Annotated in this window: 13 protein-coding genes and 1 tRNA gene; 7 read left to right on the top strand and 7 right to left on the bottom strand. The window is 71.7% G+C overall.

Features of this window, described 5'->3' with window-relative positions; all coding sequences use genetic code 11:
• Window positions 1-275: 275 nt before the first annotated feature.
• A complete protein-coding gene (locus LIX60_RS15040) occupies window positions 276-1085 on the bottom strand; it encodes a hypothetical protein (RefSeq protein WP_227958867.1) in 810 nt (269 codons plus the stop codon).
• Window positions 1086-1290: 205 nt separating this feature from the next.
• On the opposite strand from LIX60_RS15040, the gene LIX60_RS15035 reads away from it, so the two are divergent.
• Window positions 1291-1911, top strand: coding sequence for an ATP-binding protein (locus tag LIX60_RS15035; RefSeq protein WP_227958866.1), 621 nt, complete (start codon window positions 1291-1293; stop codon window positions 1909-1911).
• 90 nt (window positions 1912-2001) lie between these two features.
• Here LIX60_RS15035 and LIX60_RS15030 read toward each other — a convergent pair whose 3' ends face one another.
• The gene (locus LIX60_RS15030) at window positions 2002-3477 is read right to left on the bottom strand and encodes an aminopeptidase P family protein (protein ID WP_227958865.1); all 1476 of its coding nucleotides are present in this window, start codon (window positions 3475-3477) and stop codon (window positions 2002-2004) included.
• Between the two features lie 1015 nt (window positions 3478-4492).
• Between LIX60_RS15030 and LIX60_RS15025 the strand changes: the two genes are divergently transcribed.
• The gene (locus LIX60_RS15025; RefSeq protein ID WP_227958864.1) at window positions 4493-5173 is read left to right on the top strand and encodes a bifunctional DNA primase/polymerase; all 681 of its coding nucleotides are present in this window, start codon (window positions 4493-4495) and stop codon (window positions 5171-5173) included.
• Between the two features lie 352 nt (window positions 5174-5525).
• On the opposite strand, the gene LIX60_RS15020 is transcribed toward LIX60_RS15025, so the two are convergent.
• The 3 genes from LIX60_RS15020 to LIX60_RS15010 form a co-directional block, all read right to left on the bottom strand.
• A complete protein-coding gene (locus LIX60_RS15020) occupies window positions 5526-6524 on the bottom strand; it encodes a DUF5926 family protein (protein ID WP_227958863.1) in 999 nt (332 codons plus the stop codon).
• A 366-nt stretch (window positions 6525-6890) separates the two neighbouring features.
• The gene (locus tag LIX60_RS15015; protein ID WP_227958862.1) at window positions 6891-7514 is read right to left on the bottom strand and encodes an ATP-binding protein; all 624 of its coding nucleotides are present in this window, start codon (window positions 7512-7514) and stop codon (window positions 6891-6893) included.
• A gap of 53 nt (window positions 7515-7567) precedes the next feature.
• Complete coding sequence (locus tag LIX60_RS15010; protein WP_227958861.1) at window positions 7568-8401, bottom strand: glycerophosphodiester phosphodiesterase; 834 nt, start codon at window positions 8399-8401, stop codon at window positions 7568-7570.
• Window positions 8402-8617: 216 nt separating this feature from the next.
• On the opposite strand from LIX60_RS15010, the gene LIX60_RS15005 reads away from it, so the two are divergent.
• Window positions 8618-10183 (top strand): S1C family serine protease, encoded by a 1566-nt coding sequence (locus tag LIX60_RS15005; protein WP_227958860.1) that lies wholly within the window; start codon window positions 8618-8620, stop codon window positions 10181-10183.
• Between the two features lie 472 nt (window positions 10184-10655).
• Window positions 10656-10742 (top strand) — tRNA-Ser (locus tag LIX60_RS15000).
• Between the two features lie 532 nt (window positions 10743-11274).
• Here the strand turns inward: LIX60_RS15000 and LIX60_RS14995 are convergent.
• On the bottom strand, window positions 11275-11685 hold the full coding sequence (locus LIX60_RS14995; protein WP_227958859.1) for a hypothetical protein: 411 nt from the start codon (window positions 11683-11685) through the stop codon (window positions 11275-11277).
• 10 nt (window positions 11686-11695) lie between these two features.
• A complete protein-coding gene (locus LIX60_RS14990) occupies window positions 11696-12487 on the bottom strand; it encodes a hypothetical protein (protein ID WP_227958858.1) in 792 nt (263 codons plus the stop codon).
• Between the two features lie 684 nt (window positions 12488-13171).
• Between LIX60_RS14990 and LIX60_RS14985 the strand changes: the two genes are divergently transcribed.
• From LIX60_RS14985 to LIX60_RS14975, 3 genes are all read left to right on the top strand, one after another.
• Complete coding sequence (locus LIX60_RS14985; RefSeq protein ID WP_227958857.1) at window positions 13172-14092, top strand: DUF1906 domain-containing protein; 921 nt, start codon at window positions 13172-13174, stop codon at window positions 14090-14092.
• A 215-nt stretch (window positions 14093-14307) separates the two neighbouring features.
• Window positions 14308-14832 carry a SigE family RNA polymerase sigma factor gene (locus LIX60_RS14980; RefSeq protein ID WP_019707451.1) on the top strand — a complete coding sequence of 175 codons (525 nt, stop codon included), beginning with the start codon at window positions 14308-14310 and terminating at the stop codon, window positions 14830-14832.
• A 145-nt stretch (window positions 14833-14977) separates the two neighbouring features.
• Entirely contained in the window at window positions 14978-16627 is a 1650-nt protein-coding gene (locus LIX60_RS14975; protein ID WP_227958856.1) for a long-chain fatty acid--CoA ligase, read from the top strand.
• Window positions 16628-16638 lie beyond the last annotated feature (11 nt).

Raw genomic sequence — 16638 nt, 5'->3', positions numbered from 1 at the left:
TGGGGGTACGGATCGCCGGATCGTCCGCCGGGCCGGTGAGGCCCTCGGAGGGCGGCGGGCGGCGGGCAGGCCGGAGGTCACCGGCGGTGCCGGTGGGAACACGGGGATGCCGGGCCGCGAGCGGTGGTGGCGGCTTCCCCGGGCCCGGCCACCGGACGCATCGGGCACGTGCGGGAGGCATGCGGGGGAATCCCCACGGGCAGGGGTGACGGGGGCTCCGAACGCGCGTACGGAGGCACCCGCGGATCCCGGCCATGGCCGGTGGAACCGCTGCCTCAGGCCGCCAGGCGGACGTCCGGCGGACCCCTCCTGCTGACCGAGTGCTCCAGATACAGCGGCCGCGGACGCCCCGGTCCGTACCGGCGGCAGCGGAGCCCGCGCACCCGCGGACCTCCGGCCCCGGGCAGCCCCGCGAGCAGCGCCCGGGCCAGCCCGACGGCGGCCCGCAGCGACCGTACGAGCGCCCCCTCGGCCAGCCCCCGTACGGACAGCCGTACGAGACGGAACAGCGCGGCCTCACCCCGCCGCAGCAACAGCCCGAGCAGGAGCGCCGCCAGCACATGGGCCAGCAGCATCTCCGGCGAGGGCAGCAGCGAGGCCGGGAGCGCCGAGGGGAGCGCCGTCCCGAGCCCGCCGGTCCCCCTGGCCGTCGCGGCGGCCGCGTGCGCGCCGGGGTCGATGCCCGCGGCGGTCACCACGCGATGGGCCTCGGCGGCCGACAGGGGATGTCCGCCCTCACCGCACAGCAGCCGCGCGGCGAGCGCCGTCACGGCGTCCGGCGAACCGCCGCCCGCCGGAGCGGGGGCCGGACCGGCGAGCTGCTGGGCGTATCCGAAGAGGGTGTGCAGAAGCACCTGCCCGGTGCCCAGCACCACGGCGATGCCGGGCAGCGAACGCTCCCGGCCGGCGAGCACCGCGGCGACCACGAGGACGACGAGGAACCCCCCGCCCAGAGCCCAGAGCGGGACCACGGCGGGGGAGGCGAGGACGTGCCCGGTCGCGGACAGCACGACGCAGACCGCGGCGAACACCGCGGCCCTCACCAGGCGCAGGCCCGTGCCGGCGCGTGCTGTGAAACCAGACATGGCGGACTCATCATCGCACCGCTCCCCGCTGCCGCCTCCGTCAGGGTGGGTGGTGCGGAGGCACACGCCGGCCGCACCGGCACGCCCCCGCGCGCCTGCGGGGGCACACCGCCGAACGAGCGGAGTCCCGTCCGGCACAGGCTTACCGGGGAGGGGCCCGGGCAATACGTACCGGTATGTCGAGCCGCAGCCAGGAGGCCGCAGCATGAGCATCTGGTGGTCACTCCACTTGCGGCGCGAGGCGGCGAGTGTGCCGCTGGCCCGCCGGCTCCTCATCGGCACCATGGAGACCGCCGGGGTCCACCCCGAGACGTCCTACGAACTGTCCGTCGCCCTCTCCGAGGCCTGTGCCAACGCGGTGGAACACGGCGGTGGCGGCGGTGCGGACCCGGGCGGCGGGCGGTACCGCGTCACCGCGTACCTGGACGGCGAGAAGTGCCGTATCGAGGTCGCCGACTCGGGCCCCGGCTTCCCCGCCGCGCGTGAGGAACCGGGCGGGCCCGCGGACCGCCGCCGCGGCCGGCGGGCGTGGCCGGAGGGCCAGGGCCCTCTCCGGAGCCCCGGCCCCGTGGACCGCACCGGCCACGCCGGCCGTGCGCATCGCACCGGCCATGCCGGCCACCCCGACCACCCGGAGCAGGCCGGCCGCACCGACCACGCCGAGCACGGCCGCGGCCTGCTGCTGATCGAGGCCCTCGCCGACCACTTCCACGTCCGGAACCGGCCGGGCCGGGGCGCGGTCGTCTGCTTCAGCAAGATGCTCAAGTGGCGGGACGGTGCCCACCTCGCGGGCGGCCCGGTGGCCGGCCCCGTCCTCAGCCCGTGAACGCCCACCGAGCAGGCACCCACCGAGCAGACACCCACCGAGCAAGCGCCCACGGACGGAGCGCCCGGGGACCGAGCGCCCGCGGACCGCTCAGCCCTTGAGCCGCGCCATCCAGGACTCCACCTCGGCGGAAGCGCGCGGCAGGGCGGCGGAGAGGTTCCGGTTGCCGTCCTCGGTGACGAGGATGTCGTCCTCGATGCGGACGCCGATGCCGCGGTACTCCTCGGGCACGGTCAGGTCGTCCGCCTGGAAGTACAGCCCGGGCTCGACGGTGAGGCACATGCCCGGCTCCAGCGTGCCGTCCACATAGCTCTCGGTCCGCGCCAGCGCGCAGTCGTGCACGTCCATGCCGAGCATGTGCCCGGTGCCGTGCAGGGTCCACCGGCGCTGCAGCCCCAGCTCCAGCACCCGCTCGACCGGTCCCTCGACGAGCCCCCACTCGACGAGCCTCCCGGCGAGGACCCGCTGTGCCGCGTCGTGGAAGTCGCGGTACTTGGCCCCGGGGCGCACGGCGGCGATCCCGGCCTCCTGGGCCTCGTACACGGCGTCGTAGATCCTCCGCTGGAGATCGGTGAAGCGGCCGTTCACCGGGAGGGTGCGGGTGACGTCGGCGGTGTAGAGGGTGTGGGTCTCCACGCCCGCGTCCAGCAGCAGCAGTTCGCCGGAGCGTACGGGGCCGTCGTTGCGCACCCAGTGCAGGGTGGTCGCGTGCGGGCCGGCGGCGCAGATCGAGCCGTAGCCGACGTCGTTGCCCTCGACCCGGGCGCGCAGGAAGAAGGTGCCCTCGATGTAGCGCTCTGAGGTGGCCTCGGCCCGGTCGAGCACCTTGACGACGTCCTCGAAGCCGCGCACCGTCGAGTCCACGGCCTTCTGCAGTTCGCCGATCTCGAACGCGTCCTTGACCAGCCGGAGTTCGCTGAGGAAGACCCGGAGTTCCTCGTCGCGCGCGGGGTCCAGCCGGCCGGCGAGGGCCTCCTCCAGCCCCGCGTCGTGGCCGCGGACGAGGCGGACGGGGCCGTCGAGCTCCGCCAGTTCGCCGGCGGCCTTGCGGACGTCGCGGCAGGGCAGCCCGAGCCGCCGCTCGTTCTCGCGCAGGCTGTAGCGGCGGCCGACCCAGAGCTCGCCCTGGCCGTCCAGCCAGAACTCGCCGTTCTCCCGGTCGGAGCGGGGCAGTACGTGGAGCACCGCCTCGTGACCGCCGTCCGCCGCGGGCTCCAGGACGAGTACGCCGTCCTCCGTCTGGTCCCCGGTCAGATAGGCGTACTCCGTGCCGGCCCGGAACGGGTACTCCGTGTCGTTGGAGCGGGTCCGGAGATTCCCCGCGGGAACGACCAGCCGCTCGCCCGGGAAACGCCGGGAGAGCGCGGCGCGGCGGCGGGCGGTCTCGGCCGCCTGGGGCAGCGGCTCCAGGCCGCGCAGCTCGGTGTCGGCCCAGCCGCTCCGCATATGGGCGGCGAGTTCGTCGGAGACGGCCGGGTAGAGACCGTTCTTCCGCTGTTTGACCGGCTGGTGGTCGCCCGCCGGGGCGGTTTCGCTCTGCTGGGCCGGTACGGGCTGCTCGGTCACGGTTTCCTCCTTGAACGGGACCTTCTCCCCATCGTATGGGCGGCGGGAAGGGCACAGCAGGGGCAGGAGTGAAGGCCGGGGCACACCGGCGCGGAGCCGCCGCCGGACCACCGCGCGCCGTCCCCGGCGGCCGGGGCGGCCGGAGCGGCCGGTGCCGTGAGCCGGAGGGCGGCGCCGCAAGGGCTGCTCCGAAGAGCCGGGCATTATGGCCGGAGCCCGGGGCGATCAGATGGATTCCGGCCACTTTCCGTGAACATGACGTACGCACGGTCGCCACCCCGGGGTGGCGGACCCCCGTTCCGTCCACCCCTTCTGCGCCGATCCGCCCGCTGGGCGGCATATGCCGGAAGCGGGTGCGGGGGCGTCCCGCGGCACCCCGGCACAAGGCCGAACGGGACGAACCGGAGCGGTCACCCTCACCCTGCCCGGCGCCCCCGCGGTGAGGAGCCGGGCCGGGGGGCCCGGACGCGCAGGGACCCGTGTACCGGGACCGACCTCGGGTATCCGGGTTTGACGAGGCCCGGGAGGCTGCTACGTTTGGCCGGAAAACGACGTGCTCCAGTCGATGCGCGGTCGACTGAGGCTCGTCGGCAACGCGTCACGTCCACCACGGCGGGTACCTACTCGGCAGGGGGCGGGGGCAGTGGGGCGTGCTGGAACCCGGCAGCGGCCGGGCGCGTCCTAGCCTGCGAACGCCGCGCTCCCACTCGTGAGCGGACAGGTGGGGGGCACCTCGCCACTGGGGGGTACGGGGGCGGCACGCGCCGAACGGGCGCCACCCCACGCCATGCTCCACGCCGGTCGGCGGTGTGATGCGCTGATCCACGCACAGTCAGGTGTGTTCCGCGCGGCGCGACGGGCCGGGTCCCGGGCGCGCGGTACCCGCAGTGCCACGCAGTTCGTGCAGTTCCGCTCCAGGTAGTTGCCAGACAGTTGCTCCACTGCTCCACGCAGTCAGACGCAGTTCCACGCGACGGAAACAGCCCTCGGCGTTAACGGAAAGGAACGAGCGCTCATGCGCGAGATCCCCGGAATGCGACGCAGGCTCCTGCTCAAGCGCAGGCGCGGCGGAAGGTCGGTCATGCTCGATGCGGCACTGACCTGCGCCACCGAGTGGCGGTGGCCGGTACTGCCCGGCGTGGGCACCCAGCCGGGAAGGGGCGGCGCGGTCCACTGCGCCTGCCCGCACCCCGACTGCGCCGCCCCTGGCGCACATCCGTTCGATCCGGGGTTGCTCGCGGCGACCACCGACGCCCGCATGGTGCGCTGGTGGTGGACCAACCGCCCCTCCGCGCCGGTGATCCTGGCGACCGGGGGCCGCGCCCCGTGCGCCGTCAGCCTGCCGGCCGTCGCGGGTGCCGAAGCGGTCACCGAGCTGGGGCGGATGGGGGTCCGGCTGGGGCCGGTCGTCGCCACCCCGTCCCGCTGGGCGCTGCTCGTGGCGCCGTACTCGCTGCCGGAGCTGGGCGAACTCCTCTACAGCCAGGACTGGGTCCCCAGTTCGCTGCGCTTCCACGGTGAGGGCGGGTACCTGGCCCTGCCGCCCTCGGAGACGGGCGCCGGGCACGTCCGCTGGGAGCAGGCCCCGCGGCGGGGATCCGCCGGGCCGTGGCTGCCGCGGGTGGAGACCGTGGTGGAGGCGCTGGTGGAGGCCAGCGCCGGAACGCCCGGCGGCGGCAGCCGACTGCCCTACTGAGCCCGTCGTACCCACCGGTGAGCCCGTCCGTCGTACCCACCGGGCCCGGAGCGGCCCGCCGTGTGTGCTGCCCGCACCGCGGCGGGTCATATCGCGGGCCGGGGCGGGGAGTTCTCCGCCACGCTCCCGGTTCTGGGGGCCGGACGCGAGAGGTACCCGGGCGTACCCGGCGCCGGGCATGGAAAGGCCCGGTCGCTGGCGACGGGGGATGCACCAGCGACCGGGCTCCTAGAACGGTAACAAGAGATCGGCCGTTCGCAAATTCGATCGCGCGGATCCGAGGGCGAATTTACTGCTCGGTAGAAGCTGGTGTGACAGGAATCACTCCTACCGCAGCAGTCGTCATCTCCCGTCAGCTCAGCGTGACTTGACGGTTCGTGAGGCCGCCGCGGGCCCGGCGCTCCTCCGGCGTCAGCGGAGCCGTCGCGCCGAGCACCTCGCCGAGCCGTTCGGCGAACGCCGCCGCCGGCTTCTCGGTGTCGTCGGCGCTCATACCGCGCGGCAGGTCCCACACCGGGACCAGCAGACCGTGCGCCCGGAAGGAGCCGACGAGCCGGGTGCCCTCGCCGAGCGAGGAGGTTCCGGCGGCGTGCAGCCGTGCCAGCGCGTCGAGCAGCTCGTCCTCGGAGTGCGGCATCACCCAGCGCAGATGGTTCTTCTCCGGTGTCTCGCACCAGTACGCGGCGTCGACGCCGGACAGCCGGACGGTCGGGATGGCCGCCTCGTTCGCCCGCTCCAGGGAGGCGGCCACCTCCGGGGTGGTGTTCGAGGCGTCCTCCAGCCAGAACTCGAACCCGTCGTGGATCACCGGCGTGAACGCAGCCCCGGTGTCCAGCAGGTCCTGCAGGCGCGGCCCGCCGGCCGGCACCCGCTCGGCGGCGATCGGGCTGCCCGGCGTGGCGGTCAGCGCGCGGCCGAGCACATCGGCCAGATCGCGGCTGATGTCGCCGGAGGCGGTGTCGTTCTGGAGGGCCAGGAGGACGGCGCCGGTGTCCCGGCGCAGCGCCGGCCAGGCCATCGGCAGAACGGTCGCCAGGGTCACCGAGGGCACGCCGTCGGGCAGCGGCTCCTTGAGCCGCAGCTCGGCCGTGGCCGCCGGGACCAGTTCGCGCAGGGCCACCCAGTCGCACTCACCCGGCAGCCCTTCGAAGGGCCGCCGGACGAGTTCGGTCACGGCCTGGGCGGCGGCCCGTCCGTGGCAGGCCTTGTAGCGGCGGCCCGAGCCGCAGGGGCAGGGTTCGCGGGCGCCGACGACGGGGATGTCGGCATCGGCGACGGCCGCCGGGCGGACGCCGGAGCCCCGCGCGGAGGACGACTTGCCGGCCTTGGTCTGGGGTCGCTTCTTCGCCATGGCGTGGCTTTCTCCCGGGTGCGGCGGTAGGTCTTGGCCGCCGAGCCTAGCCCCTCGCAGGGGCTCCGCCCGCCGAACGCGGAGGGCCGGCGGCGTGGCCTGCCCCGGGCGGGGCGGGGTGCGTTGGCCTGGGCGGCGTGCGCCGGGCGGGAAGCGGACGGCGGAGCCGGTCCTCGGCAGGCCGCCCGCGGAAGGAAAGGAGGAGCCCGTCCGGAACACGCAACGGGTGCCGCACGGCCTCGGCGGAGGGGAGCGGCCGGGAAACGTGCCGCCCGGCCGCGTGCACTGCGGCTGTACGGGTCCGTGCCCCGAGTCCCGGGCGCGCCCGGCTGCTCTGCGCCGGTGCCCGGTGCGGCCGCGTGCCCGTCAGGCCAGATCGTCCAGCAGATCGGCGACCTCCAGCCCGGGCAGCGCGCCCAGGTCGAGCCGGTCACCGAGGCCGTTCCCGCGGTTCCGCGCCACCGGGGCGAAGCGGGCCCAGACGGTCACCTCACCGCTCATCTCGTCCCGGACCCCCCAGTCCTGGGCGAGGGATCTGATGATGTTGAGCCCGCGGCCGCCGCGGGCCGTTACGGACGGAGTGGCCGGAAGTGGTCGGGTCGGACCGCCCCCGTCTGTCACCTCAACGGTCAAACGCCCGAATTCGTCCACCCGCCAGGCCGCGCGCACCGCCTCGCCCTCGCCGCAGCCCGGAAGCCCGGTTCGCAGGGGCCTGCCGTGGCGGCAGGCGTTGCTGAGGAGCTCCGACAGAACCAGGACCGCATCGTCGACGACTCCCTCGGGAACGCCGCTCATGCCCAGTCCCTCGCGCATCCGGCGCCGTGCCATGCCCACGCCCGAAGGCCCATGGGGCACGGCCATGCTCGATGAAGTCGGCACTTCCTGTGCCACCACCAACGCCACCCCCGAGACCTCCTTCGCCCCACGCCAGAGGATGGATGCCCTCCCCCGGTGGGCCGGAAACCGGCCATAAGCGATCCGGTGGCGCACTCCGCGCGACCGACGACGTACTGAACGCGCCGGTGCGCTCCCCACCGGGGAATTCAGCCGTTCCGGAGGCCGTCCGCACGCCCGAGTTGTGACAGAACTCTCCCGGGCCGGTTGGTGATGATGGCGTCCACGCCGAGACTCACGCACCGCTCGACGTCGGCGGGGTCGTCGACGGTCCAGACGTGGACCTCGTTGCCCGCCCGGTGCGCGCGGGCGACGTACTCGGGCTGGTTCCGCAGGATCCGCATGCTCGGCCCGGCGATCCGGGCCCCGGCGGGCAGCCGCCCGTCGCGCAGGCGCGGCGAGACGAACTGCATCAGATAGACGGTGGGTATGCGGGGCGCCGCCACCCGGACGCGGTGCAGGGAACGGGCCGAGAAGCTCATCACCCGTACGGCTGAGTCCTCGCCCCGGGGCGGATCGGTCAGCCCGAACCGGCGGAGCAGGTCCAGCAACTTCTCCTCGACCTGGCCGGCCCAGCGGGTCGGGTGCTTCGTCTCGATGGCGAGTTCGATCCGGCGGTCGGTGTCGCAGACGAGTTCGAGCAGGCGTTCGAGGGTGAGGACGGATGTGCGTTCCCAGTCCGGTGCCTCGTCCCGGTCCTTCCAGGAGCCGAAGTCGAGCGCGGCCAGCTCGGAGAGCTCCAGCGCCGACACGGCCCCCCGGCCGTTGGACGTACGGTCCACCCGCCGGTCGTGGACGCAGACGAGGTGCCCGTCGGCGGTGAGCCGCACATCGCACTCCAGAGCGTCGGCGCCGTCCTCGATGGCTCGGCGGTACGCGGCCAGCGTGTGCTCCGGGGCCTCCTCGGACGAGCCGCGGTGGGCGACGACAGCAGTGGTGGGGGGCTCCGGGCGGAGGCCGGGGGCCGGGCGCACATCGGTCACCGCGTTATGGTGCCACCCCTGCGGGCACACAGGGTGAACGGCCGCCGTCCGGAGACCCGGGCATCATGGAAGCCGTGCGTTATGTCCGGAAGGGAAGGGCGGGCGGACGAGCCGCCGCGCTTACAGCGCCCTGACACGCCGTGGGGAAAGCTGGTGGTGGACATGCAGCACTGTGGGCCGTGACTCAAGATTTTTCGCGCACCCAAGGAGAATGCCGTGAGCACCGAGAACGAGGGCGCCGCCGTTCCGCCGGGAACGGAGCGGCCGGCGCCGGGAGCGCCGCCCAGCCCGCCCTCCGCGCCGCCGCACGGCCCGGAGGGCCCCTCCGGCGGGAACGCGGCGCAGTCGGACTACCCGCTTCCGCGGCCCGAGCCCGGCGCGGCGGCGGCCGGCCGGCCGCCGGAGCAGCCGGCCGTACCGGCGCACCAGCCGGCTCCGGCAGACGGCCACGGCGCCGAGGGAGCGCGGGCCGGAGAGGGACAGCAGTACGGCGCTCCCGCCGACGGTGCCGGCCTCGCGGCGCACGGAGCGGCCCAGGGGCCGGGTGCGGGCGCGGGAAACGCCGCCTGGCCTCCGCCGCCGCCCCCCTCCGGCGCCGCGGGCTGGGGCGCCCCGGGGCACGTACCCCCGCCGCCCGGTGCCGCGCCGGGCAAGCCGGGTAAGAAGGGCCGCGGCGGGCTGGTGGCGGCCGTACTCGCCGCCGCGCTGGTCGCGGGCGGTGTCGGCGGTGGCCTCGGCTTCTGGGCCGCCGAGCAGAACGACGGAGGCTCGACGACGGTCTCGGCCCCCGGCGACCCCGACGTTCTCGACCGTGCGCCGGACTCCGTCGCCGGCATAGCGCAGCGGGCGCTCCCCAGCGTCGTCACGCTGAACGCCCAGGGCGGCGGTCAGGAGGCCGAGGGCGGCACCGGCACCGGCTTCGTCTACGACAAGGAAGGCCACATCCTCACCAACAACCACGTGGTGGCCTCCGCGGCGGAAGGCGGCAAGCTCACCGCCACCTTCTCCAACGGCAAGGAGTACCAGGCCGAGATCGTCGGCCGCGCCGAGGGCTATGACGTGGCCGTGATCAAACTCAAGAACGCCTCGGACGCGGATCTCAAGCCGCTGCCGCTGGGGGACTCGGACAAGAAGGTCGCGGTCGGCGACGCCACGATCGCCATCGGCGCTCCCTTCGGCCTCTCCGGCACCGTGACCACGGGCATCATCAGCGCCAAGAACCGCCCGGTCGCCTCCAGCGACGGCGGCAGCAGCAACGCCTCGTACATGAGTGCCCTGCAGACCGACGCGTCGATCAACCCGGGCAACTCCGGCGGCCCGCTGCTCAACGCCCAGGGCGCCGTGATCGGCATCAACTCGGCGATCCAGTCGGCGGGCGGCGGGGGCTTCGGCGAATCGCAGGCCGGCAGCATCGGCCTGGGCTTCGCCATCCCGATCAACCAGGCCAAGCGCGTCGCCGAGAACCTCATCGAGACCGGGGAGCCCATCTACCCGGTGATCGGCGTCCAGGTCGACATGCGGCAGCAGAGCGAGGGCGCCCGTATCCCCGAAACCGGCCAGGGCGGCAGCGATCCGATCACCGAGGGCGGACCGGCCGACAAGGCGGGCCTGAAGCCCGGCGACGTCATCACCAAGCTGGACGACACCGTCATCGACAGCGGCCCGACCCTGATCAGCGAGATCTGGACCCACGAGCCGGGTGAGACGGTGAAGATCACCTACGAGCGCGACGGCAAGGAGACCACGGTCGACGTCACCCTGGGCCAGCGCAAGGGCGACTGACCGGAAGCCCACCGGACGCTCCCCGCCACTGACCCCGGCCGATACGGCTGAGCCCGGGGCACGGGAGCCAGACCGGCAACTCCACCGCACCACCTCGGGGCCCTCCCCGCCACGAACGGCGAGGAGGGCCCTTTCCCGCACCACACCCCAGCCTGGTGCCGGTGGGGGAAAGGGGTGCCCGAGCGGGCTACGGGGATGGTCTTGAAAGCCGCGGTGGGCATCTCGTCCAGCCCACAACTGCGGAGACCACCTGCTCGACGTCGCGGTCATCCACGTGAGCATGACGTGCTGCTTCCTCAACTGCCCCACAGAGAAGCGATCGTGCCGCTTAGCATGGGGACGCCTGCCCACGGCGCCGAGCGGCCGGAAGCACGGTCTCCGAGGCCACGGACCAGGGACGGACCAAGAGCCCCGGCGCCCGGCCCCGCCAGGTAGGCTGTAGGCGCTTCCGCCGCAGGTGGGCGGGGGCGAGGGAGGGTTGCCCGAGCGGCCTAAGGGAACGGTCTTGAAAACCGTCGTGGTGGCGACACCACCGTGGGTTCAAATCCCACACCCTCCGCCCAGGTCATCAAACATGCTGGTCAGAAGGGGCGCTCTCCGATAGAGGGTGCCTCTTCTGTGTGCTAGCAGTTCCCCCAGTTTGCGGGAGTGGACCAGCATCAGTGGCCATCGGCGGGCCAAGCTTCCGGAGTGCGCAGCAGAGAGCGAGCTCCCGGAGAGCGACCACGAAGCTGGAGGCACGCCTGCTCCCTGCGTCATCCTCCCCAAGGTGCCTACGAAGCCTTTCTGTGCATTATCTTCGAGCAGGCGTTCGAAGTGATCATTCGGTTATTCAGCAGGACACCGCCGAACGGGCCTCCACCAAGGTCCCACCGCACGACGCACAAGAACGCGCCCGATGCAACCAGCACCAGGCTCTTGTGCCCCGAGTGAGTCGACTCGCTTCAGGGCGCGCATCTTTTCATTGGCGTGCGCGTCGGGTCTCTGCAAAGTGCCTGCTGATCAGCCTTCTGTAGAGCTTCGTGATCACGAAAGATGCACCGGAAGCCTTGTGCATGAATACGGGCAGTTCGCGCCGAGGAGAGATCCCTCTATGCGCCGCCGAGGGAATCACGGATCAAAGCGATATCTTCTCTGTCCACTTCCCGGTCGAGAGTTCTTTTCCACTCCATCGTCCTGGCCAGCGGCAGAAACCGGACTCCCTCGAAATAGTCAGCTTCGTTGATCAACAAATCAACAGGGTAATCGAACCATCCGTCGAGCACTTCGATATCCCCGCCGAAGAGTACGACGCGTTGCGCGGGGCCCAGTGGAGATTTCGAAACCCGGCCAAGGCCCAATGCTATTTTCCATGCTTCCCCTCGGGCAACAACATCGATGTCACCGATCTCCCTTTTGATTCCATGTGCCAGCATGGGTGCACTGCCCGCGATCACATAGTCTTCGGCAGGGAGTCGCAGGGACGTCAGTTCACGAAAGAATGGGTGATCGCGCAGCGCCATGAAGGTCCTCCTATAGAGGTGGCATCCCGAGTGCCAACCTGGTAATGCTGGACGTGGCGAGTGCTACCGCGACACTGGTGAGCGTCCCCACGAGATAGTAGTCACCCACAAGCTTCTCTGCCTGCTGAATTTCCGGGAAGCGGGCGAGCGACTTGGCGGTGACCACCAGAGCGGCAGCAGCCGGATTTCCGGAGATCAGGAAGGAGAAGAGGATGAATCTCTCGATCCATCCAACATGAGGACCTGCCTTGATGAAACTCCCAACGTTCTCATCGAAGTCGCCATTCTCGATCCTCTCTAAGATTTTCTTGACGAGTGGTCGTACGATCGTGCCGATCAGTTGCTGGCAGCCGAACACCGCAATGAGTAGCCCCGAGGTGACGACGATGAATCGATCGTCTTCGGTAATGCCTCGTCGAACAAGACTGACCCCTGCATCCAGCCCTAGGAAAATCGGTAACAATATCGAAATGATCCCGGCGGTCGCGGCGGTGTATTCAACCTTTGTCGGCTGTGGGGGATCGATTAACTTCGACTTGATTTTCTGCCATGCTAATCCAAAGTGTGGAAATTTCCAGGACGCTGGCTTGCGCAGCAGTGCGAAGCATGCAGAAGTTGTGGTGATGCAGGCTGCGGCAACGGCTTCTTTCAGTGTGATTCCTGAAGGTGCCACCACAAAAACGCCATATATCAGGGTGAATGCAATTGCATGCCACGGTCGTTTTGAATGCCACCCGAATCCCGTAGGAACCGAAAATGCCGCAGTGAATCCGATTAATGTGCCAGCTGCTTCCACGATCACGTCCCCGGTCTGACGGCTCTCAGCACAGATCCAGAGCCGTTGCCAGCGTCTGGGGCTGAGATTCTCGCGCTGTCCGCGTGACTCGGCAGGCTATCCGGCCTTCCCGGTGGTGTGTTGCTCCACATGGCGCCCGACCCGCAGCCCGAGGCGGTTGTCCCGGGGCAGACCCACGAGAGGCCCGATGGGCTTCGTGCAGGCGCAGGCGAGCATTGGAGTCCAAGTAGTTCGCCGTGCGGCGTCACGGTCCGGTGGTCGAGCGCGCCTTGAAGACCTTGCACGTTGCGAGCTCCGGCCCCGCACGGGCATCGGGACACTACTTCGTACGCCAACAGCAGCGGGACGGCAAACCGGGATCATCACGGCCGGACGCCCAGTCCCGCCGTGCCAGGTGCCGGGCCTGAGGAGGGAACAGTCGCTTGGGCGCCGGATACCACGCCGTTGGGCAGGTGGAGGCGCGGTGGTCGGTCCCGGTCGGCCTGCTTCCGGCTCTTGCCACAGCCCGCCCGGTGCGGCAAGTTCGCGAAACGGCGGGCCGGCGGGCGCGGGGGGCCGTTGCCCCTGGTGGGAGTGGGGGCGCGGGGCTCGGTGGGTTCCGGGACGTCCTTGGTGCAGACGGATGATCTCCATGGTCTCCGTCGCGTGTCCGCCCGCCGCGGTGGCTCCGGAACCTTTTCACTTCCCCGTATGGAACGACGAAAGAAGATCATCCAATACCTCGTGGCCATGCTGACCGCCCTGGCCTCGTTCGTCGCGGGGCTGCTCTCCGCGCCCACCGCCGCCGCGCCGTCCGCGGCGAGCCCCGCCGGTACCGGTGCGGTTCCGGCCGGTGGTTCCGGCAGCTCCGGCGGCGGGCCGGATGCCGGATCCGGCGATCCGCGCGAGCCGGGCGCGGAGATCTTCCGGGGGTACGGGTTCGATACCTGCCGTACGCCGTCCCTGGGCGCCATGAACGCCTGGCGCAAGTCCCACTACCGGGCCGTGGGCGTCTACTTCGGCGGCAGAGGGCGGGCCTGCAAGCGGCAGCCGAACCTCAACCGCCGCTGGACGCTCGCCGTGCACCGGGCGGGCTGGCGGCTGCTGCCGCTCTACGTCGGATCCCAGTCCCCCTGTGTTCACAGCGACAACAAGAAGCACACCCCCATCGGCGACGAGCCCTGGCGCGAGGGCACGGCGGAGGGCCGTGACGCCGTGCGCCGCGCTGCCGCGCTCGGCATGGCCGAACGCAGCCCCCTCTACCTCGACATGGAGGCGTACGACCACGACGACACCCGCTGCGCCGACACCACCCTGCGCTTCGTCCGGGCCTGGAGCCGCGAGGTCCGCCGGCGCGGGTACCTCCCCGGCTTCTACAGCAGCGCGGGAACCGGCGTGGCTCACATGGAGCGTGCGCGCCGGGAGGGTGTGCGGGATCTCCCCGAGGTGATGTGGTTCGCCCGCTGGGGTGTCGAACCGGCGGTCGACGACGAGCCGGTGCTGGACCGGGATGCCTGGCAGCCGCACCGCAGGATCCACCAGTACGCGGGCGACGTCACCGAGCGCCACGGCGGGGTGCCGATGCAGATCGACCGCAACGCGGTGGACGCCCCGGTCGCCGTCATCGGCTGAGCCGGACACCGCCCTTCTCCGTCTCCGCGGCGTCCCGCCGTTCCGGAAACGGCCGGCCCGGACCGCGGTCGTGGCCCCGGCCGTCCCGATCCCGGGGGACGACACCTCTCCACCCGGAGGGGGTGCACCTGAGTACACCCCTACAACCTGAGGCGGACGCGGCTTCGGCACCTGCGGGCGATCCGCCGCGGTAAGCCCGCTCCTAGCGTTGAGCCATGACCACGCCAGTCCGCACCAGTGCGACCGCGACCCACTTCACGTCCTATGTACGGGCCCGCGGGCCGGTGCTGCTGCGCACCGCCCGCTCGCTGACACCGGACCCGTGCGACGCCGAGGACCTGCTGCAGACCGCGCTGACCAAGACGTATGTCGCGTGGGAGCGGATACAGGACCACCGGGCGCTGGACGGCTATGTCCGGCGCGCCCTGATCAACACCCGCACCTCCCAGTGGCGCAAGCGCCGGATCGACGAGTTCGCGTGCGCCGAGCTCCCGGAGCGCGAGGCCGTCCCCGGGCCGGACCCGGCCGAGCAGCAGGTGCTGCGCGACGCGATGTGGCGTGCCGTGATGCGGCTGCCCGACCGCCAGCGGGCCATGGTCGTCCTCAGGTACTACGAGGACCTGAGCGAGGCGCGGACCGCCGAGGTGCTCGGGGTCTCCGTCGGCACCGTCAAGAGCGCGGTCTCCCGGGCACTGGCCAAGCTGCGGGAAGACCCGGAGCTGCGGCCCGTGCGCGACTGACCCGCGCCCGCACCCACCGGTGGCGGACCCCGGGGGCGGCCGGATTGCAGAAGCGTTACCTCAGAGGTAGTGACATACCGAGTGGTATGGCCGCAGAATCAGCGGCACATTACCGCTGCGTAACCGCTGCCCCGGGAGGCCGACGGTGCTGAGCACAATGCAGGACGTACCCCTGACCGTGAGCCGTATCCTGCGACACGGCTCGACGATCCACGCCACCTCGCAGGTCATCACCTGGACCGGTGAGGGGGCCCCGCAGCGCCGGACCTTCGCCGAGGTGGGGGAGCGCGCCGGACAGCTGGCTCACGCGCTCCGTGACGAGCTCGGCGTACACGGTGACCAGCGCGTCGCCACGCTGATGTGGAACAACGCCGTCCATCTGGAGGCGTATCTCGCGATCCCCTCCATGGGCGCGGTGCTCCACACCCTGAACCTCCGGCTGCCGGCCGACCAGCTCGCCTTCATCGTGAACCACGCCGCCGACCGCGTCGTTATTGTCGACGGCTCGCTGCTGCCGCTGCTCGCCCCGCTGCTCCCCGCGCTCGGCACCGTCGAGCACGTCGTCGTCAACGGACCGGGCGACCGCTCCGTCCTGGACGGCTGCCGCCCCCGCGTGCACGACTACGAGGAGCTCATCGCCGGCCGCCCGTCCGACTACGCCTGGCCGGAGATCGACGAGCGCGAGGCCGCCGCCCTCTGCTACACCTCCGGCACCACCGGTGACCCCAAGGGCGTCGCCTACAGCCACCGTTCGATCTACCTGCACTCGATGCAGTCGAACAGCGGCGAGTCCTTCGGCGCCACCGCTGCCGACACCGTGCTGCCTGTCGTTCCGATGTTCCACGTCAACGCCTGGGGCCTGCCGCACGCCGCCTTCATGGCCGGCACCTCGCTGCTGATGCCCGACCGCTTCCTGCAGCCCGCACCGCTCGCGGAGATGATCGAGAGCGAGCGGCCGACGCTCGCCGCCGCCGTCCCCACCATCTGGCAGGGCCTGCTGGCCGAACTGGACGCCAAGCCGCGCGACGTCTCCTCGCTGCGCAACGTCGTCATCGGCGGCTCCGCCTGCCCGCCCTCCCTGATGCGGGACTTCGAGGAGCGGCACGGCATCACCGTCGTGCACGCCTGGGGCATGACGGAGACCTCGCCGCTCGGCAGCATCGCGCACCCGCCGGCCGGGGCGGACGCGGAGGCGGCCTGGGGATACCGCGTCACGCAGGGCCGCTTCCCCGCCTCCGTCGAGGCGCGGCTGGCCGGGCCCGGTGGTGACTACCTGCCCTGGGACGGACAGAGCGCCGGTGAGCTGGAGGTACGCGGACCGTGGATCGCGGGCGCGTACTACGGCGGCGGGGACGGCGAGCCCTTCCGCCCGGAGGACAAGTTCAGCCCCGACGGCTGGCTGCGCACCGGTGACGTCGGCACCATCAGCCCGGACGGCTACCTCACCCTCACGGACCGCGCCAAGGACGTCATCAAGTCCGGTGGCGAGTGGATCTCCTCCGTCGAGCTGGAGAACGCCCTGATGGGACACCCGGAGGTCGCGGAGGCGGCGGTCGTCGCCGTACCGGACGAGAAGTGGGGCGAGCGCCCGCTGGCGACAGTCGTGCTCAAGGAGGGGGCGACCGCCGACCTGGAGGCGCTCAAGACCTTCCTCGGCGAGCGGATCGCCCGCTGGCAGCTGCCGGAGCGCTGGTCGGTGATCGAGTCGGTGCCGAAGACCAGCGTCGGCAAGTTCGACAAGAAGGTGCTGCGCAAGCAGTACGCGGAGGGTCAGCTGGACGTCAGCGAGGTCTGACCGGGGCCCGG

This window comes from Streptomyces sp. S07_1.15 (assembly GCF_020739505.1).
Classification (GTDB): domain Bacteria; phylum Actinomycetota; class Actinomycetes; order Streptomycetales; family Streptomycetaceae; genus Streptomyces; species Streptomyces xinghaiensis.
This window is presented reverse-complemented; position numbering and strand designations above follow the sequence as displayed.